Annotated in this window: 19 protein-coding genes and 2 pseudogenes; 9 read left to right on the top strand and 12 right to left on the bottom strand. The window is 72.8% G+C overall.

Annotated elements, in window-relative coordinates; translation table 11 throughout:
• Window positions 1-97: 97 nt before the first annotated feature.
• Window positions 98-877 (bottom strand): DeoR/GlpR family DNA-binding transcription regulator, encoded by a 780-nt coding sequence (locus tag SY2F82_RS17985; RefSeq protein WP_200420117.1) that lies wholly within the window; start codon window positions 875-877, stop codon window positions 98-100.
• 132 nt (window positions 878-1,009) lie between these two features.
• On the opposite strand from SY2F82_RS17985, the gene SY2F82_RS17980 reads away from it, so the two are divergent.
• Both SY2F82_RS17980 and SY2F82_RS17975 read left to right on the top strand, forming a co-directional pair.
• A complete protein-coding gene (locus SY2F82_RS17980; protein ID WP_200420116.1) occupies window positions 1,010-1,906 on the top strand; it encodes an SIS domain-containing protein in 897 nt (298 codons plus the stop codon).
• 12 nt (window positions 1,907-1,918) lie between these two features.
• A complete protein-coding gene (locus SY2F82_RS17975; protein WP_200420115.1) occupies window positions 1,919-2,803 on the top strand; it encodes a class II fructose-bisphosphate aldolase in 885 nt (294 codons plus the stop codon).
• A gap of 45 nt (window positions 2,804-2,848) precedes the next feature.
• Here SY2F82_RS17975 and SY2F82_RS17970 read toward each other — a convergent pair whose 3' ends face one another.
• Window positions 2,849-3,991, bottom strand: a complete 1,143-nt coding sequence (locus tag SY2F82_RS17970) for a methyltransferase (protein WP_200420114.1) — start codon at window positions 3,989-3,991, stop codon at window positions 2,849-2,851.
• Between the two features lie 70 nt (window positions 3,992-4,061).
• Between SY2F82_RS17970 and SY2F82_RS17965 the strand changes: the two genes are divergently transcribed.
• Together SY2F82_RS17965 and SY2F82_RS17960 are read left to right on the top strand one after the other, a co-directional pair.
• Window positions 4,062-4,751 (top strand): alpha-ketoglutarate-dependent dioxygenase AlkB, encoded by a 690-nt coding sequence (locus tag SY2F82_RS17965; RefSeq protein ID WP_200420113.1) that lies wholly within the window; start codon window positions 4,062-4,064, stop codon window positions 4,749-4,751.
• The gene (locus SY2F82_RS17960; RefSeq protein WP_200420112.1) at window positions 4,748-5,986 is read left to right on the top strand and encodes an ROK family protein; all 1,239 of its coding nucleotides are present in this window, start codon (window positions 4,748-4,750) and stop codon (window positions 5,984-5,986) included. Before SY2F82_RS17965 ends, SY2F82_RS17960 begins: the two co-directional genes overlap by 4 nt.
• Here SY2F82_RS17960 and SY2F82_RS17955 read toward each other — a convergent pair.
• The 5 genes from SY2F82_RS17955 to SY2F82_RS17935 all read right to left on the bottom strand — a co-directional run bounded on the left by SY2F82_RS17955 (window position 5,979) and on the right by SY2F82_RS17935 (window position 8,819).
• The gene (locus SY2F82_RS17955) at window positions 5,979-6,437 is read right to left on the bottom strand and encodes a tautomerase family protein (RefSeq protein ID WP_200420111.1); all 459 of its coding nucleotides are present in this window, start codon (window positions 6,435-6,437) and stop codon (window positions 5,979-5,981) included. The two genes, SY2F82_RS17960 and SY2F82_RS17955, sit on opposite strands and share 8 nt — an antisense overlap.
• Window positions 6,438-6,454: 17 nt before the next feature.
• Window positions 6,455-6,640 (bottom strand): DUF1272 domain-containing protein, encoded by a 186-nt coding sequence (locus SY2F82_RS17950; protein WP_200420110.1) that lies wholly within the window; start codon window positions 6,638-6,640, stop codon window positions 6,455-6,457.
• Between the two features lie 116 nt (window positions 6,641-6,756).
• Complete coding sequence (locus tag SY2F82_RS17945) at window positions 6,757-7,665, bottom strand: phosphotriesterase (protein ID WP_200420109.1); 909 nt, start codon at window positions 7,663-7,665, stop codon at window positions 6,757-6,759.
• Window positions 7,662-8,246 (bottom strand): DUF4865 family protein, encoded by a 585-nt coding sequence (locus SY2F82_RS17940; RefSeq protein ID WP_200420108.1) that lies wholly within the window; start codon window positions 8,244-8,246, stop codon window positions 7,662-7,664. The genes SY2F82_RS17945 and SY2F82_RS17940 overlap by 4 nt, the downstream gene beginning before the upstream one ends.
• Before the next feature lie 12 nt (window positions 8,247-8,258).
• On the bottom strand, window positions 8,259-8,819 hold the full coding sequence (locus SY2F82_RS17935; RefSeq protein ID WP_236041598.1) for a TetR/AcrR family transcriptional regulator: 561 nt from the start codon (window positions 8,817-8,819) through the stop codon (window positions 8,259-8,261).
• Window positions 8,820-9,024: 205 nt separating this feature from the next.
• Between SY2F82_RS17935 and SY2F82_RS17930 the strand changes: the two genes are divergently transcribed.
• The 3 genes and pseudogenes from SY2F82_RS17930 to SY2F82_RS17920 all read left to right on the top strand — a co-directional run.
• Complete coding sequence (locus SY2F82_RS17930) at window positions 9,025-9,312, top strand: SHOCT domain-containing protein (RefSeq protein ID WP_200420106.1); 288 nt, start codon at window positions 9,025-9,027, stop codon at window positions 9,310-9,312.
• A gap of 34 nt (window positions 9,313-9,346) precedes the next feature.
• A pseudogene (locus SY2F82_RS17925) lies at window positions 9,347-9,649 on the top strand (ATP-binding cassette domain-containing protein); the annotation flags it as partial.
• A pseudogene (locus SY2F82_RS17920) lies at window positions 9,641-10,021 on the top strand (ABC transporter permease); the annotation flags it as partial. The pseudogenes SY2F82_RS17925 and SY2F82_RS17920, both read left to right, overlap by 9 nt.
• 37 nt (window positions 10,022-10,058) lie before the next feature.
• Here SY2F82_RS17920 and SY2F82_RS17915 read toward each other — a convergent pair.
• Both SY2F82_RS17915 and SY2F82_RS17910 read right to left on the bottom strand, forming a co-directional pair.
• Window positions 10,059-10,583: an ATP-binding protein gene (locus SY2F82_RS17915; protein ID WP_200420105.1), complete on the bottom strand. Its 525-nt coding sequence runs from the start codon at window positions 10,581-10,583 to the stop codon at window positions 10,059-10,061.
• 244 nt (window positions 10,584-10,827) lie between these two features.
• A complete protein-coding gene (locus SY2F82_RS17910) occupies window positions 10,828-11,151 on the bottom strand; it encodes a hypothetical protein (protein WP_200420104.1) in 324 nt (107 codons plus the stop codon).
• 417 nt (window positions 11,152-11,568) lie between these two features.
• Here SY2F82_RS17910 and SY2F82_RS17905 point away from each other — a divergent pair, with 417 nt between their 5' ends.
• Window positions 11,569-12,678: a PLP-dependent cysteine synthase family protein gene (locus tag SY2F82_RS17905; RefSeq protein ID WP_200420563.1), complete on the top strand. Its 1,110-nt coding sequence runs from the start codon at window positions 11,569-11,571 to the stop codon at window positions 12,676-12,678.
• Window positions 12,679-12,742: 64 nt separating this feature from the next.
• Here the strand turns inward: SY2F82_RS17905 and SY2F82_RS17900 are convergent, their stop codons facing one another.
• Both SY2F82_RS17900 and SY2F82_RS17895 read right to left on the bottom strand, forming a co-directional pair.
• Window positions 12,743-13,252, bottom strand: a complete 510-nt coding sequence (locus SY2F82_RS17900) for an SRPBCC family protein (protein ID WP_200420103.1) — start codon at window positions 13,250-13,252, stop codon at window positions 12,743-12,745.
• A 67-nt stretch (window positions 13,253-13,319) separates the two neighbouring features.
• On the bottom strand, window positions 13,320-14,150 hold the full coding sequence (locus SY2F82_RS17895) for a DeoR/GlpR family DNA-binding transcription regulator (RefSeq protein ID WP_200420102.1): 831 nt from the start codon (window positions 14,148-14,150) through the stop codon (window positions 13,320-13,322).
• Window positions 14,151-14,426: 276 nt separating this feature from the next.
• On the opposite strand from SY2F82_RS17895, the gene SY2F82_RS17890 reads away from it, so the two are divergent.
• On the top strand, window positions 14,427-16,802 hold the full coding sequence (locus tag SY2F82_RS17890) for a hypothetical protein (protein ID WP_200420101.1): 2,376 nt from the start codon (window positions 14,427-14,429) through the stop codon (window positions 16,800-16,802).
• On the opposite strand, the gene SY2F82_RS17885 is transcribed toward SY2F82_RS17890, so the two are convergent.
• Window positions 16,772-19,210, bottom strand: a complete 2,439-nt coding sequence (locus SY2F82_RS17885) for a right-handed parallel beta-helix repeat-containing protein (RefSeq protein WP_200420100.1) — start codon at window positions 19,208-19,210, stop codon at window positions 16,772-16,774. The two genes, SY2F82_RS17890 and SY2F82_RS17885, sit on opposite strands and share 31 nt — an antisense overlap.
• Window positions 19,211-19,214: the final 4 nt, after the last annotated feature.

The raw sequence follows: 19,214 nt of genomic DNA, 5'->3' as shown, positions 1-19,214 counted from the left end.
AGCCTCCCTGACCACCGGGTACGCGCACCGCAGGTCCCAGGGTAGGCGCAAGGCGAGGGGGCGGCACGGGGAGCGGATCCGCCCCCGGCCTCCGTCGTCAGGCCGTGATCACCCGGACGCCCGCCTCCTCGAACCGCCGCACCGTGTCCGCCCCGGCCGCCGTGTCCGTGACCAGGGTGTCCACCGCCTCCACCGCGCAGATCCGCGCGAAGGCGCGCTGCCCCAGCTTGCTGGAGTCCGCCGCGACGACCACGCGCGCGGCGCGCTCGCACAGCACACGGTTGATCGCTGCCTCCGCCTCGTCGTGCGCCGCCGCGCCGTGCGTGACGTCCAGGGCCACGACCCCGAGGACGGCCACGTCCAGGGTGATCTGGCCGAGTACGCCGTCCGCGAGCGGACCGATCAGCTCGTAAGACTGCGGTCGCGCGACCCCGCCGGTGACCACGATCTTGAACTGGGGGCGCACGGCCAGCTCGTTGGCGATGTTCAGCGCGTTGGTGACGATCGTCAGCGCGGGGGAGCCCGACGCCAGGTCGCCGCGCACGGCGAGCGCCCGCGCCACCTCGGTGGTGGTGGTTCCGCCGGTGAGACCCACCGCCTCGCCGGGCGTGATCAGGCCGGCCACCGCCTGTGCGATGCGCTGCTTCTCCGAGGTGCGGCGGGCGGTCTTGTAGCGCAGCGGCAGTTCGTAGGAGACCCCGTGCACCACCGCGCCGCCCCGGGTACGCACCAGCATCTGCTGCTCCGCGAGCTGGTCGAAGTCGCGACGGATCGTCGCGGCCGACACCCCGAGCTCGGCCGCCGCCTCCTCGACCTCCAGCCGGCCCCGCTCGACGAGCAGCTCCAGCAGCGCCTTCCAGCGGGCGTCGCGGGACATCCCACTCTCCGTTTCCTTGACCTTGCGGGTGACCCTAGCGCACAGCACTTCCGTCACAATGCTTGATCGTGCTCGAAATCTGGCTATATCTTGCAAGAGCAAGCATTACTGCCTCGGCTGGGAGGGTGCGGCATGACGTACGTCGAGCAGGAGCTGACCAGCCAGCCCGAGTGCTGGACGCGCGCCGCCGAGAGCGCGCAGGGGCACAAGGACGCGCTGCCGGCGGCGGGGGAGCGGGTGGCGATCGTGGGGTGCGGGACCTCGTTCTTCATGGCGCAGTCCGCGGCCGCGCTGCGCGAGCGGTCCGGGCAGGGCGAGACGGACGCCTTCGCCGCCTCCGAGTTTCCTCACGGCCGGGCCTACGACCGGGTCGTCGCCCTCACCCGGTCCGGGACCACCACCGAGGTCCTCGACCTCCTCGGCCGGCTCCGCGGTCGGGTGCGGACCACCGCGATCACCGCCGATGTGCGCACGTCCGTGACGGAGTGCGCCGACGAGGTGGTGGAGCTCGGCTTCGCCGACGAACGCTCCGTCGTCCAGACCCGGTTCGCCACCACCGCCCTCACCCTGCTCCGCGCCCACCTCGGCCTCCACTCGGACGCCGTGATCGCCGACGCCCGCACCGCGCTGGAGTCCCCGCTGCCCGAAGGGCTCGTCCAGCGCACGCAGTTCACCTTCCTGGGGCGCGGCTGGACCGTCGGGCTCGCCCACGAGGCCGCGCTGAAACTGCGCGAGGCCGCGCAGGCCTGGACGGAGGCGTACCCCGCGATGGAGTACCGGCACGGCCCCATCAGCATCACCACCGACACCACCGCGACCTGGATGCTCGGCGAGGCACCCGACCGACTGGCCGCGCAGGTCCGGGAGACGGGAGCGCTGTGGGTGGCCGGCGGCCTCGACCCGCTCGCCGAACTCCTCCTCGTCCAGCGGCTCGCCGTCGCCCTCGCCGCCGCCCGCCGACTCGATCCCGACCGGCCGCGCCATCTGACCCGCTCGGTGATCCTCGCACCCGATTCCCGTGCCAGGTGAGAGGGAGGAGCCGTGCCCCTCGCCCCCACCGGTGAGCTGATCGCCGCCGCCGCTGCCGCGGGCGGTGCCGTCGCCGCGTTCAACGTCATCACCCTCGAGCACATCGAGGCCGTGATCGCGGGCGCCGAGGCCGCGGACACCCCCGTCGTGCTCCAGGTCAGCGAGAACGCCGTCAAGTACCGCTACGGGCGGCTTCTCCCGCTCGCCCGCGCCGCCGCCGCGGCCGCCGCGCGTGCCGCCGTGCCCGTCGCCCTCCACCTCGACCACGTCCAGAGCGACGACCTGCTCCGCCAGGCACCCGGCGCCGGATTCGGCTCGGTGATGTACGACGCGGCCCGGCTGCCCTACCAGGAGAACCTCACCGCGACCCGGGCCGCCGCCGACTGGGCGCATGCCCAAGGGCTGTGGATCGAGGCCGAGTTGGGGCAGGTGGGCGGCAAGAACGGCGAACCGCCGCCCGGCCCGCACACACCCGGCGCCCGCACCGACCCGGCCGAGGCCGCCGCCTTCGTGGCGGACACCGGTGTCGACGCGCTGGCCATCGCCGTCGGCAGCACGCACGCGATGACCACGCGCACGGCCGCACTCGACCACGCCCTGATCGAGCGGCTCAGTGCCGCCCTCGACGTACCGCTCGTGCTGCACGGCTCGTCGGGACTGCCGGACCACGAACTGACCGCGGCCGTCGCGGGCGGCATCACGAAGGTCAACATCGGCACCGCCCTGAACGTCGCGATGACCGACGCCATCCGGGAGTTCCTCGCCGGGCGGCCCGAGGCGGTCGACTCGCGCGGCTACCTGGGCGTGGGACGGGAGGCGATGGCCCGGACCGTGACCCGTCTCGTGACCGTGTTGCGGGACGGGGGCAAGCCCGCACCGGAGCCCCCGCCCCCGTAGGCATGCCCCCGGCACGCTCCACGTGGGGGACGGTCGCGGGTTCGGCTATTTCCTGACCGCCTTCAGAACGACGAACTTGGGGTCGCTCGCGACCAGTTCGCTGTTGCCGAAGAGACGGCGCAGTTTCACGTGGTAGCCCAGATGACGGTTTCCGATCACCCACAGCTCGCCACCCGGCCGCAGGGCGCGCCGCGCGCCGGTGAACATGCGCCAGGCGGTGGCGTCCGTCGTCGCCTGGTGGGAGTGGAACGGCGGGTTGTTGAGGACCAGGTCGACGCTCGCGGCGGGCACCCCGGACAGACCGTCTCCGACCCGGAACTCCGCCCGCCCCCGGGCGTTGTCCCGGTAGGTCGCCTCCGCCGAGGCCACCGCCTGGTACGACTCGTCGGTGAACAGCACCTCGGCCCCGGGATCGGCCAGCGCGGCCGCCAGCCCCACGATGCCGTTGCCGCAGCCGAGGTCCACGATCCGCTCGGCGCCCCGGCCGCGCGGAAGGTGCTGGAGGAAGAAACGGGTGCCGATGTCGAGGCGGTCGGCGCAGAAGACGCCCGCGTGGTTGGTGACGGTTCGGCCGGACAACGGGCCGATGCCGTCGGGGAGTCGGTAGCGGTACGGCCACGGGTTGCCGCCCCGGTCGAGGGCCGGGTCGGGGGTGCAGAAGATCAGCCGCGCCTTCTGCTCGGCGAGTGAGGTACGGGTCGGCCCGAGGACGCGCTCGAACAACTGCAGCGTCGAGGTGTGGATCTCCTTGACCATGCCGGTGCCGATCACCACCGTCCCCTCGTGCACGCCTGGCGCCAGCCGGTGCAGCTGGTCCTCCAGCAGCGCGAGGCTCTTCGGGACACGGATCAGGAGCACGTCGATACGGGACGGCGGGTCGTCCCGGGTGCTGAGCAGCCGGACGGCGCCCGCGTCGACGCCGTTGTGCGCGAGGTTGGCGCGGGTCGCCTCGTGCGCCAGGAACGAGTCGGTGATCTGTGTCGGGTGGTGCGCCGCGAGCGCCGTGGTGAGCGCACCCCACCGGTCGCCGACGATGACGACCGAACCGTCGAGCGGGGTGCCGCTCGCCGCGAGGTGCCGCAGCAGATACGCGTCGGAGGCGTCCCAGGCGCGCAGCCGGTCGCGGGGGTCCTCCGGGAAGCGGGCCAGCGCGTACTCGCCCCACGGCGTGGTCAAACGGTCGTTCATCGTGGGTCCAGGCTAGCGGAGCCGCAGGTGGGGCCCGTCCCCGGTGGGCCGGATACGTGATGATGGGGCCATGGACGCCGAGCTGTTCCCGCGGAGCCGCGCCGAGGTCGCCCCAGGCGCGGTCCATGTGCCCGACTGGCTGGACGCGGACCGTCAGCAGCGGCTCCTGGACGCCTGCCGGGAGTGGGCCCGCCCGCCGGCCGGACTGCGGACGGTGCGCACGCCCGGCGGGGGCACGATGACCTCACGGCAGGTCTGCCTCGGCTGGCACTGGTATCCCTACGGGTACGCCCGCACGGTCGTCGACGGCGACGGCGCCCCCGTGAAGCCGCTCCCGGACTGGCTCGCCGCACTGGGCCGCGAGGCGGTCGAGGCCGCCCTGGGCCCGCGGGCGGTGCCGTCGGAGCCCTACGACATCGCGTTGATCAACTTCTATGATGCGGGCGCCCGTATGGGGATGCACCGCGACAGCGACGAGACGTCCGACGCCCCCGTGGTGTCGCTGAGTCTCGGCGACACCTGCGTCTTCCGTTTCGGCAACACCGAGACCCGCAGCCGCCCTTACACGGACGTGGAGCTGCGCAGCGGGGACCTGTTCGTCTTCGGCGGCCCGGCGCGGCTCGCCCACCACGGGGTGCCGAGGGTGCGGCCGGGGACCGCGCCGCCCGCGTTGGGGCTGACGGGCCGGTTGAACATCACCCTCAGGGTGAGCGGCTTCGGCCGGGACCCGCAGCGGATCATGGGAGACTCCCCTTCATGAGCGGTAAGGCGGGCCCCCGGGCGGTAGGGGAAGGGAACACACGGACACGGCTGGACCGTGGGCGCGGCGCGCTCGGGCCCGCGTTGGAGCTGGTGCACACCGGTCGTGCGCCGACGCGCGCCGTGCTCACCGCAGAGCTGGGCGTCACCCGGGCGACCGCCGGAGCGGTGGCCGCCGAACTCGAGGCGCTCGGCCTGATCCGCGTCGACGCCCACCCGGGGGCCGCCGCCGGAACGCAGGGCCGGCCCTCGCACCGGCTGGAGATCGCCGAGGACGGACCCGTCGCGCTCGCCGCACAGGTGCACGCCGACGGCTTCCGGGCCGCGCTCGTCGGCCTCGGTGGCAGCATCGTCGCGACCGCCCCCGGCTGCGAGACCGTCGACGCCGACCCGGCCAAGGTGCTCGGCTCGGTGGTCGAAGCGGGCGCCGAACTGCTGCGCGAGACCGGGCGGCGCTGTGTGGGCGCCGGGCTCGCCGTGCCGTCCGCGGTCGCCGAGCCGGAGGGCCTGGCGCTCAACCCGCTGCACCTCGCCTGGCCGGCGGGAGCACCCGTACGGGAGATCTTCGCCGAGCGGGTGCGCGCCTCCGGCATCACGGGGCCCGCCTTCGCCGCCAACGACATCAACCTGGCCGCGCTCGCCGAGCACCGCCACGGCGCGGGCCGCGGATCCAGGGACCTGCTGTGCGTGGCCACCGGGCACCGGGGCGTGGGAGGCGCGCTGGTGCTCGACGGACGGCTGCACACGGGCAGTTCGGGTCTGGCGCTCGAGGTCGGCCACCTCACCGTGAACCCGGAGGGCCGCCCCTGCCACTGCGGCAGCCGTGGCTGCCTCGATGTGGAGGCGGACCCGCTGGCCTTCCTGGCGGCGGCCGGGCGCGAGGCCGGCCCCGAGGTCTCACAGCTTCAACAGGCCAACGACCTCATCCGCACCGCGTACGCCACCGACCCGGCCGTCCGCGGCGCCGTCGAGCTGCTGATCGACCGGCTCGGCCTCGGTCTCGCCGGCCTCGTCAACATCCTCAACCCGGACCGCATCATCCTCGGCGGGCTGCACCGCACCCTGCTCGACGCCGACCCCGAACGGCTGCGCGCGGTCGTCGCCGACCGCAGCCTGTGGGGCCGCAGCGGCCAAGTCCCCGTCCTCGCCTGCACACTCGACCACAACAGCCTGGTCGGAGCGGCGGAGCTGGCGTGGCAGCCGGTACTGGACGACCCACTGGCCGCCCTCACCTGACGCCGCTTCGGGCGCCGGACGGGGTTTCGCCGGCTGGGCCGTGTGCGGCGGATGCGGGCGCACCCGGGCGGACCAGGTACTGCGCCACCCCGTCGCCGAGCGACCAGTCGGCGGATTCGTTCTCGGTCACGGTGACGAACACGTTGCGCGGCTCGGTTCCCGCGTACTTCTGGGCCAGTTCGGCGATCCGCCGGTACAGGGCCTGCTTTTGCTCGGGCGGACGCCCGGAGCGCATGGTGATCGCGACGTACACGATGCCCTCGTCACGGTGCACGCCCAGGTAGTCGTCGTAGCGCAGCGTGCTGCGGGTGCCGTCGTGGCCGGTGAGGACCTGGAAACGGTCGTCGGGCGGGATGCCGAGCGTCTCGACCAGGGCGTCGTGCACGGCACGGCCGAGCGCGTCGAGGCGCTCGGGGCCGGCGCCCAGGGCGTCCACCCGTACGAAGGGCATGGGCTCGTGTTCCTTTCTCAGGCGGCTGCGGCACGGCGGGGCCTCGCGACCAGTTCGCCGCCGCAGTGGGGACAGATGTGCCGCATGGCCTCGCTGCAGGGCTCGCAGAACGTGCACTCGTACGAGCAGATGCGGGCGGGCGCGTCGTGCGGCAGCGCGGTGGTCTCGCAGTGCTCGCAGTGGTCACGCATCTCCAGAGCCATGTCGTCGCCTTTCGTCCGGAACCTGTTCCCTCACATCCTCCGATCCGCCGCGCAGGCCGAAAGCGCCGGCAGGGACAACGCTCGACACGATCGGGCCAGGGGCAGGTCCGCGATGCTCAGCGCCAGTCCACGCCGAAGGCATGGCCGGGGTTCTCCGTGAGGATGCGGTGCACCAGCTCCTTGCCCAGGGCGGCTTCGAGCCTCGGCCGCACGCGGCGCAGCAGATACGGCATGCCGGGGCCGCCGTCCACGGAGCGGGCCGCGGCGGTGGTCGTGTCGCCGCCGAGCAGCAGCCGGTCGCCGAAGCCGGCGTCGGCCAGGGCCCGTACCGCGTCCGGCATCCGCCAGTCCGTGGCGTGGTTCCCCCGTGACGGACCGTCGAACGCCAGATAGGCGCCGGATTCCGCGGCCTGGCGGTGCACGACGAAGTCCGGGTTGCGGTTGAGGTGTCCGAGGATCACCCGGTGGGCAGGGACCGCCAACTCGCCGCACAGCAGGTCCAGTACGTCGAGCACGCCCGTGCCCAGCTCATGGTGGACCGCGATCGGCGCGCCCGTCGCGTGATGCGCCTCCGCCGCCGCGGACATCGTCCAGCGGGCGTGTGCGTCGAGGGCGTGGAAGCCGCCGGCGACCTTGATCAGCCCGGCTCTGATCCCGGACGTGCCGATGCCCTCGGTGAGTTCGTGGACGAAGACGTCGGCCAGCCGGCCGCGCAGGCCGTCGAGAGTGCCGTCGTCGTAGTGGACGGACTGGTGCAGTCCGGTCGCGGCGACCAGGTGCACACCGGTCTCCCGGGACAACGGCGGCAGGTCGGCGGCGCGCCGGCCCAGGCCGTACGGGGTCCACTGCACGACGGCCGAGCCGCCCTCGGCACGGAACGCGGCCAGCTCGGCCCGGGCCGCGGACACGCTGCGCAGCTCCTGGCCCGGCAGTTGCGGACTGGCGAAGAACAGATGGTCATGGGCGTCGCACACGCCCAGGTCCTCGGGACGCACGTCGCCGAGGACCGTACGGACGAAGCTCACCACTGCCGCCCCCGCGGCAGCTCACCCCGTCCAGGCGCCGACATGTGCAGCACCTGGAACACGTCGCCTTCGGCCTTCGGCGTGTCGTGCTCCCAGAGCGAGAAGTGGACCAACTCCCAGCCCCGCGTGTCGACGGCCGCCGCCGCGAGCACCGCACCGTCGTCCCCGGCCAGCCGTCCGGCCTCGCGCACCGCGTCCTCCATGACCTCGGACAGTTGGACGCCGTCGGGCACCGGTTGACGCCGGCGCACCGCCACGACGGCGGGGGAGTCCGCGGCCGTGCCCTCCGCGTATGCCAGCCCCGTCCACTGCTGGACCACCGGCCGCCCGAAGTCGCCCACGAGCCCCTGGAAGGCGCCTCCCCACAGGAAGGTGTTCATGCCCTCCATGGTGTTCCACAGGTAGAACGGCGCGTACTGGTTGACCGGCGAGCCGTGCACGCCCCGCTCACGCATCAGGTACGCCTTGAAGCCGAGGCCGTCCCAGTCGTCGAGCAGATGCCCGATGCGGGAGACGCGGTCTCGGATGATCCCCATGTCGTAGTCGGCGGGCAGGGCCAGTTCGTACTGCATGGCATGCATCGTCAACAGCTCCTAAGAGGTCGGTCGGAGAAGGGCGAGCAGACCTCGCACCCCCGCGTCGAAAGCCGCCGGTGAACCCGAGGCACGGGCCAGCACATAGCCGCCCTGTACCGTCGCGAGGATCGTCGCCGCGGTCTCCTCCGCGTCCAGGGACTGCCCGAACTGGCCCTGCTCCTTGCCCTCTTCGACGATTCCGGCCAGTTGCTCGCGCAGCCAGTCGATCGTCTCGTCGACCGGCGCCCGCAGTTCGTCGCTCGCCACCACGTCCGGGTCCATCGTCAGCCGACCGATCGGGCAGCCGCGCAACACGTCGCGTTCGCGCCGCAGATACGCCTCGATCCGCTCGTACGGTGTCCCGGGCCCGTCGAGCACGCCCCCTGCGGTGGCGCGCATCTCCTCGGCGGTGCGGCGGATGGCGGCCAGCGCCAGGTCCGGCTTGCCCTTGAAGTGGTGGTACATGCTGCCCTGCCCGGCGCCCGAGCGCTCCAGGATCGCCTTGGGGCTGGTGCCCACGTAGCCGCGCTCCCACAGCAGCTCGCGGGTGGACTCGATCAGTCGCTCCGGTGTGCCCATTCGAGCACTGTACATACTAGTAGGTACAGAAGTCGACCTGCCGAGCCGCCTCTCGGGACCCCGCTCCTGAAGGAGCAGCGCTCGAACGCCCGCCTACTCCCCGGGAGGTACGCGCACTGCCCTCGGCCGTACGACGACCCGGACCCCCTCCCGGAGCCAGTCTCGAGGCATCACCCGACAACCCACCGAGGGAGATGGCCTCACGATGCAGACCCTGGCTCACTGGGACGGCGGCCCCGGCCCGTGGATCCTGTTCTTCCCGCTGATCTGGGCGGCCGTCGTCGTCGGCGCCGTCACCGTCCTGCGCCGCACCGCTCGGCGCGGCCGCGGCGGCCCCTGGCGCCCGATGGACGGACGCCCCACCGGCGACTCGCCGATCGCGGTGCTCGGCCGCCGCTTCGCCTCCGGAGAGATCGACGAGGACGAGTACTGGCGCCGCCTCTCCGTCCTGGACGAGCAGTTCGGCCGCACCGGCAAGGGCGGTCCCGCATGACCACGGCGACCGGCACGCGGACAGCCGCCCGGGCGACCGGCTGCACCACCGGCCCGCGGAGCTCTCCGGCGGCCAGCAGCAACGCGTCGCCGTCGCTCGTGCGTTCGCCGGCCGCCCCGACGTCGTCTTCGCCGACGAACCCACCGGCAATCTCGACTCCCGCTCCGGTGAGGAGGTCCTGGGCCTGCTCGGACGCGCGGTGCGCCAGATGGACCGCACCGTCGTCATGGTCACGCACGATCCGGTCGCCGCCGCCCACGCCGACGAGGTCGTCTTCCTCGCCGACGGGCGCCTGGTGGACCGTATGGAATCTCCGACGGCCGACAAGGTGCTTGACCTCGCGGTGCTCATCGCCCTGCTCGGCATCGCCAACACCCTCACGCTGGCCGTCCATGAACGCACCCGCGAACTCGGCCTGCTCAGGGCCGTCGGCCAGACCCGGGCCCAGCTGCGGGCCATGGTGCGCTGGGAGTCGGTCCTCGTCGCCGCCTTCGGCACCACGGGCGGGCTGGCCCTGGGCGCCTTCCTCGGCTGGCTGCTGGTGAGGTCCTCCGACAGCGCGTCCGACACCGCCTTCACCTTTGCGATACCGCTCGCGCAGCTCCTGGTGGTGGCTGTGGTGGGTAGTGCGGCCGGAGCCCTCGCCGGGCTGTGCCCGGCCAGGCGGGCGGCCCGCCTTGACGCCCTGCGGGCCATCGCCACGGAATGACCCGGCCGGTACGCACGGGAAGAGGGTCACCGCCCGGTCAGCCGGCAACGGCGGACCGGGCGGGAGCATGGCGGGTCGTGTGCTCGTCGACCGCCCGCCCATGGGCGGGCGCCTCGAGAGCACGTTCGTACGGGGTACGGCTGCGCACCGGCCCGGCCGGCGCCGCCGACGGCGCGGGAAGCGTGAACCAGACGACCTTCCCCGAATCGCCGTCCGGACGCGCCCCCCAGCTGGCGGCCACAGCGGCGACCATCGCCAGCCCGCGTCCGCTGGTGGCGGAGGGATCCGGCGCGCGCAACTCCGGCAGGCGCGGATCGTGGTCGTGCACCGAGACGGTGAGCCGGTCGAGCAGCAACTCCATCTCCACGGTGCACGTCTTGTCGGGCTGGGCATGCAGGTGGACGTTGGTCAACAGCTCCGTCACACCGAGCGCGGCCCGGTCGATCAAGGAATCGAGATGCCAGTAGCGCAACTGCGCCGATACGATTCTGCGGACCTGGCCGATCCGCGACGGCAGGGCTTGGAGCTCCACCGTGCAGTGCCTGCTTGGCTGGCTGATCACGGCTGCGACTCCCCGAATTGAGGTCCGGAAGAAGACACGGAGATCGGATCCAGCAGGGTGGCCGGGTGTGCATGCCGCCTGCTGTGCGGCTGAGTACTCCGGCCGCCTGGTGCGGAACGGCTTCGTACGGGGGCCGCCCGCTGTCGTGACCGGCGGCTGGTTCTTCAGCGTAATCGCCGGTAAACCGAGAGTGATGTGAGACCAGAGTGACGCAGGGCACGCCGCGCCGCAACTCACGCCGCGCTCAGCCGCCGCGACCTGCCGCCTTGCGGACCGCCTCGATGAACCGCCGCGCCGACGGCGTCCCCGGCTGCCCCGGTGCCGGGTCCTGCTCACCGAGGGTCAGTGAATAGCGCGTGCCGTTGAGATCGGCCAGCGCCCGGTCCTCGGGCGCGAACCAGGGCTGGGACGCACGCACCGCCTGCACCGGCGCGCTGTCGATCTCGCTGCCGTAACTGGTGAGCAGTCGCAGCCTGCCGTCGCTGATCCGGACCTGCCCGGCCCGGGTGAGCGACCGCAGCCCCTTCCCGATTCGCACACCCGTGGCCGTGAAGTCCGGCTCCGCCATGATGTCCGCCCCCTTGTGCGTCGGCTGGGCCCGCTGCGCATCCCGCCCGGTGGCGCGATCTCGCGGCCTCGATCGAGAGTCGGTCGTGATCCAGTGTGCATCCCCGGCTCGGACGGGTCTCCCGTGCGGAGTCCGCCGCACCGGCTCCCGTCCCGCGGTGCAGTCTGCCCCGGCCCGGCGCGTCGCACCAGTGCGCATACCGAGGCGGCGGCGACCGGCCGGCGCACTCGCGCGGATGCGCCCCCACGGATTTCCGCCTGTTTCCCGCTCCCTTCCCAGGTGCGCCTTTGAGTGGCTCAAAGATGCGTTTATGCAGGTGAGAAGGCATGTGAAAGATGCCTATGATGCAGAGGTCCGACCGAGTGATCCGGACATCGGCACGCCCCGGCAAGGAGTCCCGCCGTGAGTACCTCCCAGATGACCCGACCCGGCGAGACCCTCGACGTGGACCGCAGCGACCCGGAGTACCGGGCCTGGCTGAAAGCGGCCGTCCGCAAGGTCCAGGCCGACGCCAACCGTTCCGCCGACACGCATCTGCTGCGCTTCCCACTGCCCGAGCACTGGGGCATCGACCTGTATCTGAAGGACGAGTCGACCCACCCCACGGGCAGCCTCAAGCACCGTCTGGCGCGCTCGCTGTTCCTGTACGGGCTGTGCAACGGCTGGATCCGGCCGGGCCGCCCGGTGATCGAGGCGTCCAGTGGTTCCACGGCCGTCTCGGAGGCCTACTTCGCGAAGCTCATCGGCGTGCCCTTCGTCGCGGTCATGCCGCGCACGACGAGCGCCGAGAAGTGCCGCCTGATCGAGTTCCATGGCGGGCGGTGCCATTTCGTGGACGACCCGCGCACGATGTACGAGGCCTCGGCCGCCCTCGCGGAGGAGACCGGGGGTCACTACATGGACCAGTTCACCTACGCGGAACGGGCCACGGACTGGCGCGGCAACAACAACATCGCCGAATCCGTCTTCCGCCAGCTGGAGTTGGAGCGGTTTCCGGAGCCCGCGTGGATCGTCGCCACGGCCGGCACCGGTGGCACCTCGGCGACCATCGCGCGGTACGTGCACTACATGGGGTACGACACCCGCGTCTGTGTCGCCGACCCGGAGAACTCCTGCTTCTTCGAGGGGTGGACGACCGGTGATCCGGAGGTCACCTGTGACCGCGGCTCGCGGATCGAGGGCATCGGCCGGCCCCGGATGGAGCCCAGCTTCGTACCCGGCGCCATCGACCGGATGATGAAGGTCCCGGACGCGGCCGCCGTCGCCGCGGTGCGGGCCCTGGAGCGGGCGATCGGCCGCAAGGCGGGCGGCTCGACCGGCACGGGCCTGTGGGGCGCGCTGAAGATCGTCGCGGAGATGGTGGCCGACGGGCGCACGGGCAGCGTGGTCACCCTGCTGTGCGACCCGGGGGACCGTTATCTGGACAAGTACTACTCGGACGTGTGGCTGGCCGACCAGGGACTGGGCATCGCACCGTACGCCGAGGCGATCGAGTCACTGCTGCGGACGGGGGTCTGGCCGGGCTGATCCCGGCCCGGCGTCTCGGTGACACGGCTGGGGGCGCTGCTCGAAGAGCTCGGGGGAGTGCGTCTCAGCCTTCGCGAGCCCGGCGCCCGCCCTGTTCGGAGCTCTGACCCGCGAGCCTGCGGTCCAGTGCCGTCACCGCGCCGCGGAACACCCGTGCCAGGGCACCACGCGACAGCCTCACCAGCAGGCGGAAGAGCGCGTTGCCGTCGGCCGCCCACGTCCACTGCACACGGGTGCCCGTACCGACGGGGGTGAGCCGCCACTCCTCGAGCAGCGCGCGGACGCCGGGGACGGTCGCCTCGTCGACCCGGTACGCGTACAGCTCGTCGGGCTCGGCCGCGACGATCGTCTCGCGGAAGCGGGTGCCGCCGGCGAGACGCACCGTGCGTCCAGCGCCCTCGTCGATGAGACCTATGGACCTCACCGCGGGAAACCAGTCGCTCCAGCCGGGTACGTCGTCGGCGAGGGCCCGAAAGACCACCTGGGGGGAGGCGGCCATCTCCCCGGCGAACACGAGCCGCACGGGAGCGGTCCGCGTGAACGCGAGTCCCACCGGGCGCAGGCGGTGTGCCATGGACGAAACCTCCTCGCGGGACGTGCGCGAACGGAAGCCGGCTGCGTTCACCCTAGCTGACGGGGTGTCAGCTGTCTGTGCCTTCCTCGGACTCTCCCGCGACCACCAGCCGCCGCAGGTGCTCCGAGATCTCCGTCCGCGCGTCCGTCGGCAGTCCCGCGTCGGTCACCAGCGTGTCGACCTCCTCCAGCGCGGCGAACGAACTCAGACCCACCGTGCCCCACTTGGTGTGGTCCGCGACCACCACCACACGCCGTGCGGACTGCACGAGCTGCCGGTTGGTCTCGGCCTCCGCCAGGTTCGGCGTCGACAGGCCCGCCTCCAGCGATATGCCGTGCACCCCGAGGAACAGCACGTCGAAGTGGAGGGAGGCGATCGCCCGGTCGGCGACCGGGCCCACCAGCGAGTCGGACGGGGTGCGCACACCGCCGGTGAGGACCACCGTGGCCGCGCCCTGTCGCTGGCCGGAGGTGCGCTGCGCGGCGTGGAAGACGTCGGCCACCCGCACCGAGTTGGTGACGACGGTCAGATCCGGCACGTCGAGCAGGTGCTGGGCCAGTGCGTACGTCGTCGTGCCGCCGGACAGCGCGATCGCCGTGCCCGGAGTGACCAGCTCGGCCGCGGCCCGGGCGATGTCCTCCTTGGCCGTCAGCTCCAGGCCCGACTTCGCCTCGAACCCCGGTTCGTGCGTGCTGGCCTCCACCACCGGCACCGCGCCGCCGTGCACCTTCTCCAGCACGCCCTGGCGGGCGAGTGCGTCGAGATCGCGGCGGACCGTCATGTCGGAGACGCCGAGCTTGCGCGTCAGCTCGTTCACGCGGACGCCGCCGCGCCGTCGCACCTCGTCCAGGATCAGGGCACGGCGCTGCTCCGCGAGGAGGTTCTGATTCTCGCTCACGTCCGCTCCGTCCCCTTTCATCCCATCACATCCCACATGTCGCCCATACCGGCTCCGACAAGGTCATTCTCCCGCCGCCGGCACCGCGGACGCCCCATCCTCGCACGGCCTCCCCGCAGGTGGCGCCATCGCCCGTCACCTGGGATCCTTCCGTCCTCCCCGCCGCTGTCACACATATCGGGGAGATTCCGCGCCGGCAGGTGTGCGCCGCCGGCACAGCGGAGATCCTGTCGCTGCCCGGACACACCGTACGCAGCGCGGGGGAAGAGCGGAACAGTGGAACGTGCACGGGAACACGAGGGGGAGTGCGGCGACTTCACCGAGCCCTCCGCGCCGGCCCTGGAACTCCTGGTCCACGGAGTCGGCGGCACCACGCCCGAGGAGATGCTCGGCGATCCGCGCACGGTGAGGATCACCGGTGACGAGACGGCCGCGGTGTACCGGCGCGCCGACGACGCCGACGCGGAACGGCGGCCCGGCGCACACCGCGATCAGCCGGTGCCCGAGGCGTACGTCTGGTGCAACCTGACCTCGGGGAACGCCGCCCGCGCCCTGTGGCTGCTGCTGCTGCCGTTCATGGTCGCCAATCTCGCCCACTGGATGCGCCCCACGACCATCGGCCGGCGGCGGACCGTCCGCCTGTACGGAGTGATCGTCCGGCTCGTCGGGCTCTCCCTGACCGTGCTGCTGGTCGCCGCCGCCTGCGAGGTCGCCCTGGACCTGGTGGCCTGGCAGTGCGCGGGCACGCGCGCGTGCGCCGGGCGCCACACCTGGCTCGGCTTCCTCTCGCCCGCCGTCTCCGGCCGCGGCTGGTGGAGCCGGCCCGGCAGTCGCCTCGCCCTGGCGTCGCTGATGCCGACGGCCCTCACCTGCCTGCTGTGGTACCTGTCGCACCGCACCTGGAGCGCCTACGAGTCCCAGCAGCCGATCTCACGTGATCCCGGGACCGACGACGAGTCCCACCGGCTCCCGCTAGGCCGCCCCGGGTTCTGGTACGGGCGCCGGCTGGTGGCCCGGCTGCGCGCCGCGCACACCGCCGCCGGCTTCCTCACGGTCACGGCGGCGCTCGGCGGCAGCGCCGCCCGCTACGACCGCCGCCACGGCTCGGTCCAGCTGGAAGTGCTCGGCTGGCTGCTGCACCTGGTGTTCCTGGGGGGCGCTGGTGTCGTGCTGTGGGTGGTGTGCCGCCGGGGGCGCTCGGAGAACCGGCTCGACAAGGATCTCGACCCGGCACTGGTGCGATGGCTGCCCGCCGGCGCCCTCGCCCTGCTCGTCCTGACCATGGTCTACGCCGCCTGGCCCCGTCCCGGCTGGCGCTCGTCGGGCCGGATGCCCGGTGAGGCGGCGTTCGGCGCGCTGACCTTGGCACAGGGTCTCCTCGTCATCGCGCTCGGTGCCGTCGCGCACGTCCTGTACCGCACCCACCCCGACACACGCACCGCGATGCGCGGACTGGCCGGCCCCGCCGTCGCGCTGCTGGCCTGCGCACTCGGCGGCGTGATGTCCGGCGGCGTGGCCCAGCGGGTCACCGACTGGCTGGACGGCCCCGGGCATGCCCTGGCCGGCCCGCCCGAGCTGCTGACCTGGCAGGCGTCCACGATCCCGCCGCTGCTGCTCGTCCTGCTCCTCCTCGCCGTCCGGCTGGCCTGGCGTACCTGGCTGCTACGACGTGCCGAGACCGTCGCGGTCGAGGCGGAGTACCCGGGGGAGTCCAGGGACACGGCCCGCACGCTGCGGATCGCGCACACGCGCGCGATGGCCGCCCTCACCGACCGGGCACCGCTCGTCGTCGCCGTCACCTCCGCCATGACCCTGATCCTGGGCGCCGCCGCCCTGGCGGGGGCCTTCGCCACCGGCGACACTCCGGGAGGAGCCGCACGCGGCAGCCCACCCTTCGTCCGGGCCGCCGCCGAGACCTGCCAGGCCCTCGGCTCCTGGCTGATCGGCATCGGCTTCCTGCTCTTCGTCGCCTGGGGTCGCCGCGCCTACAAGGACGCCTCCGCGCGCCGCACCATCGGCATCCTCTGGGACGTCGGCACGTTCTGGCCGCGCGCCGCCCACCCCTTCGCCCCGCCCTGCTACGCCGAGCGCGCCGTGCCCGACCTGACCTGGCGCATGGCCACCTGGACGGGCTCCACCGGAGGGCGCCTGGTCCTGTCCGGGCACTCCCAGGGCAGCGTGCTGGCGGCGGCCGCGGCCCGGCAGCTGGGGCCCTCCGTACGCAGGCGGGTGGCCCTGCTGACGTACGGCTCGCCCCTGGAGCGGCTCTACGGACGCTGGTTCCCGGCGTACTTCGGCCCGGCCGCGCTCAGCTCCCTGCATCGCGAGGTGGACTGCTGGCGCAATCTGTACCGCCTCACCGACCCGATCGGCGGCCCGATCCGGCTGCCCGGCGACTGCGGCCCGCAGGTGGACCACCCACCGCTCAAGGACCCGCTCGCCTACGGCCGGACCGCCGAGCACCCGCTGCCCGCGCCGATCCTCGGGCACGGGGACTACCAGGCGGACCCCGCGTTCGCCGAGGAGCGCGAGCGACTGCCTGCGCGCCTCAGACCCGGGTTGCCGGCGCCGCGGGAGGCGAACACGTCCCGGGCGCCGGGCGGGGTGTCCGGCGGGGGCGTTCAGGGCAGCTCCGGCAGGTCCTCGGGGTAGAGCAGGGACAGATCGTCGGTGCTGGCGTCCGCGAGTTGGGCGACCCGGCCCGCGTGCCGTTCCACCATCGCCTCGAAGGTCTGGCGCGCGGTGCGGCCGTTGCCGAACGTCGGCCCCTTCGGGATCGCCGTGAAGTACTTCAGCAGCGCCTCGGCGGTCCCGGGTCCGAGCCGGTACTCGTGCTCCTCGGCCTGCTGCTCGACGATCCGCAGCAGTTCCTCCGCACCGTAGTCGCCGAAAGTGATCTTTCGCGAGAAGCGCGAGGCGACACCGGGGTTGACGGACAGAAAGCGTTCCATCTCCGTCGTGTAGCCCGCGACGATCACGACCACCGCGTCGCGGTGATCCTCCATCAGCTTCACCAGCGTGTCGATCGCCTCACGCCCGAAGTCCCGCCCCGAGTCCTCCGGCGACAGCGCGTACGCCTCGTCGATGAACAGCACTCCGCCGCGCGCCCGGTCGAATGCCTCCTGGGTGCGGATGGCGGTGGAGCCGATGTGCTCGCCGACCAGGTCGACCCGGGACACCTCCACGAGGTGGCCCTTCTCCAGGACGCCGAGTGAGGCCAGGATCTCGCCGTAGAGACGGGCGACCGTCGTCTTGCCGGTGCCGGGTGAGCCCGTGAACACCAGATGCCGCCGCACGGAGGCCGCCTTCAGGCCCGCCTGCTGACGGCGGCGCCCCACCTCGATCATGTCGGTGAGGGCCCGCACCTCACGCTTGACGCTCTCCAGACCCACCAGCGCGTCGAGTTCGCCGAGCACATCCTGCGAGGTGCGTGCGGGGCTCGGCTGCTCGGGGACCGGCGTGACGAGCGGCTCCTGCTCGGTGGTGCGCTGGCTCGGAATGCCCAGCAGACCGGGCGACGGGCTCGTCGTCTGCACGGCCGTCTCCTGGGGCACCGAGGGCCGCAGTCCGGCGCTCTCGTCGCTGGTGCAGTCCTCGACGAGCGCACCGCCCCCGCCGGGCGCGCCCGGGCCGCCGTCCGCGAACTCGTAACCACCGCGCGCACACCGCTCCGTACGGCACTTCCGCAGCGTGGCGCGGCAGCCGTCGATCACATGGAAGCCGTAGCCGCCGCTGCCCGTCACCCGGCAGTTCAGGAAGCTGCCCCGGCCCTCTGCCGAGACGTAGAAGCCCGCCTCCGCGGGCGAGGTCACCGTGCAGCGCTCGATGGTCGGATCGGCGCCCTTGGTGACGATCACGCCGGTCTGGGTGCCGTCGATGGTGCAGCCGGACAGCGTGCCGCCGCTGCCGTGGTCCCGGAACCAGGCGCCCGTCGCCGCCTCCCGGACGCGGCAGTCGTCCAGCTGAGCGGTGGCGCCGTCACTCACCGACACGGCGGTGTTGCGCACCTGGGAGAGGTCGCTGTCCACGACGTCCACGCGCGAACCCCGGTCGAGGACGAACAGGGCGTCCGGCACGTCGTGCACCCGGCAGGATTCGAGCACCGCGGTCGCGCCGTCGCTGACCCAGACCGCCGGGTAGTCCCCGGTGCTGTCGAAGATCTCGCACTGGTTGGCGTCCACACGGGTGCCCGGGTCCCACACCGACAGGCCGTTGCGGCCGAACTGCCGCACCGTCGTGCGGGTCAGCGTGAGCACCGAACGGGACCTGAGGTCGACCGCGTTCTCCGGGATGTCGTGGATGCGGCAGTCGGCCAGGGTGAGCACCGCGTCCGTGTCCATCGTGACGCCGTCCGCGGTGGTGCGGTGCACATCGCAGTCCGTCAGGTGCGCCGTGGCCCGCCCGGTGATCTGCACACCGGAGCCCCTCACCTCGTAGACCTCGCAGCCGACCGCCTCCAGCGAGGAGTTCTCCCCGGTCGCCGAGAGGCCCGCGCCCGAGGTGTGGTGCACCCGGCAGCGCTCGAGGCGCGGGTGCGCTCCGCCGCGCACGGCGACGCCGGACTGGGCCGCCGCCACCACCTCGCACTCCTCGAACACCCCGCCACCGCCGTCCAGGACGGCGATGCCGATGCCGGCCGGGTTGTCGACCGTGCAGCGCCGCACCGTGGGGCGAGCGTTGCCGCGGACCTCGATGCCGGCCGCGGACCGTGTCATGATCCGCACGTCGACCAGCTCGGGCGTGCCTTCCTCGACGAGGAGCGCGGGCGCCGCCGCGTCCTGCCCCTCGACGTGCAGGTCCTGGACCACGGCGGAGGCCCGTACGGTCAGCGGCACGCCGTCCACCGGCGCGATGCGCACGGAGCCGGGCGAGCCCTCGGGTCCGCGCAGCGTGACCGCACGCTGGACGACGAGGTTCTCCCGGTAGGTGCCGGGCGCGACGGTCAGGACGTCCCCGTCGCCCGCGGCCTCCAGGGCGGCGGCGAGTGACGCGTATTCACCCGTGCGGCGCCGCCACCGCGATGTGCCGGTGTGCGTCACCTGGACCGTGCCCTGTGCCATGGCG

This window comes from Streptomyces sp. Y2F8-2 (assembly GCF_014905555.1).
Classification (GTDB): Bacteria; Actinomycetota; Actinomycetes; order Streptomycetales; family Streptomycetaceae; genus Streptomyces; species Streptomyces cynarae.
The sequence above is the reverse complement of the archived record's forward strand: the minus strand, read 5'-3'. Positions and strand labels throughout refer to the sequence as shown.

Coding starts and splice junctions, on each gene's coding strand:
- SY2F82_RS17900 (WP_200420103.1), bottom strand. CDS start 13,252: ATGGCACACCGCCTGCGCCCGGTGGGACTCGCGTTCACGCGGACCGCT.
- SY2F82_RS17910 (WP_200420104.1), bottom strand. CDS start 11,151: ATGGCGGAGCCGGACTTCACGGCCACGGGTGTGCGAATCGGGAAGGGG.
- SY2F82_RS17970 (WP_200420114.1), bottom strand. CDS start 3,991: ATGAACGACCGTTTGACCACGCCGTGGGGCGAGTACGCGCTGGCCCGC.
- SY2F82_RS17960 (WP_200420112.1), top strand. CDS start 4,748: ATGAGCGGTAAGGCGGGCCCCCGGGCGGTAGGGGAAGGGAACACACGG.
- SY2F82_RS17955 (WP_200420111.1), bottom strand. CDS start 6,437: ATGCCCTTCGTACGGGTGGACGCCCTGGGCGCCGGCCCCGAGCGCCTC.
- SY2F82_RS17935 (WP_236041598.1), bottom strand. CDS start 8,819: ATGGGCACACCGGAGCGACTGATCGAGTCCACCCGCGAGCTGCTGTGG.
- SY2F82_RS17940 (WP_200420108.1), bottom strand. CDS start 8,246: ATGCATGCCATGCAGTACGAACTGGCCCTGCCCGCCGACTACGACATG.
- SY2F82_RS17950 (WP_200420110.1), bottom strand. CDS start 6,640: ATGGCTCTGGAGATGCGTGACCACTGCGAGCACTGCGAGACCACCGCG.
- SY2F82_RS17980 (WP_200420116.1), top strand. CDS start 1,010: ATGACGTACGTCGAGCAGGAGCTGACCAGCCAGCCCGAGTGCTGGACG.
- SY2F82_RS17930 (WP_200420106.1), top strand. CDS start 9,025: ATGCAGACCCTGGCTCACTGGGACGGCGGCCCCGGCCCGTGGATCCTG.
- SY2F82_RS17885 (WP_200420100.1), bottom strand. CDS start 19,210: ATGGCACAGGGCACGGTCCAGGTGACGCACACCGGCACATCGCGGTGG.
- SY2F82_RS17985 (WP_200420117.1), bottom strand. CDS start 877: ATGTCCCGCGACGCCCGCTGGAAGGCGCTGCTGGAGCTGCTCGTCGAG.
- SY2F82_RS17965 (WP_200420113.1), top strand. CDS start 4,062: ATGGACGCCGAGCTGTTCCCGCGGAGCCGCGCCGAGGTCGCCCCAGGC.
- SY2F82_RS17905 (WP_200420563.1), top strand. CDS start 11,569: ATGACCCGACCCGGCGAGACCCTCGACGTGGACCGCAGCGACCCGGAG.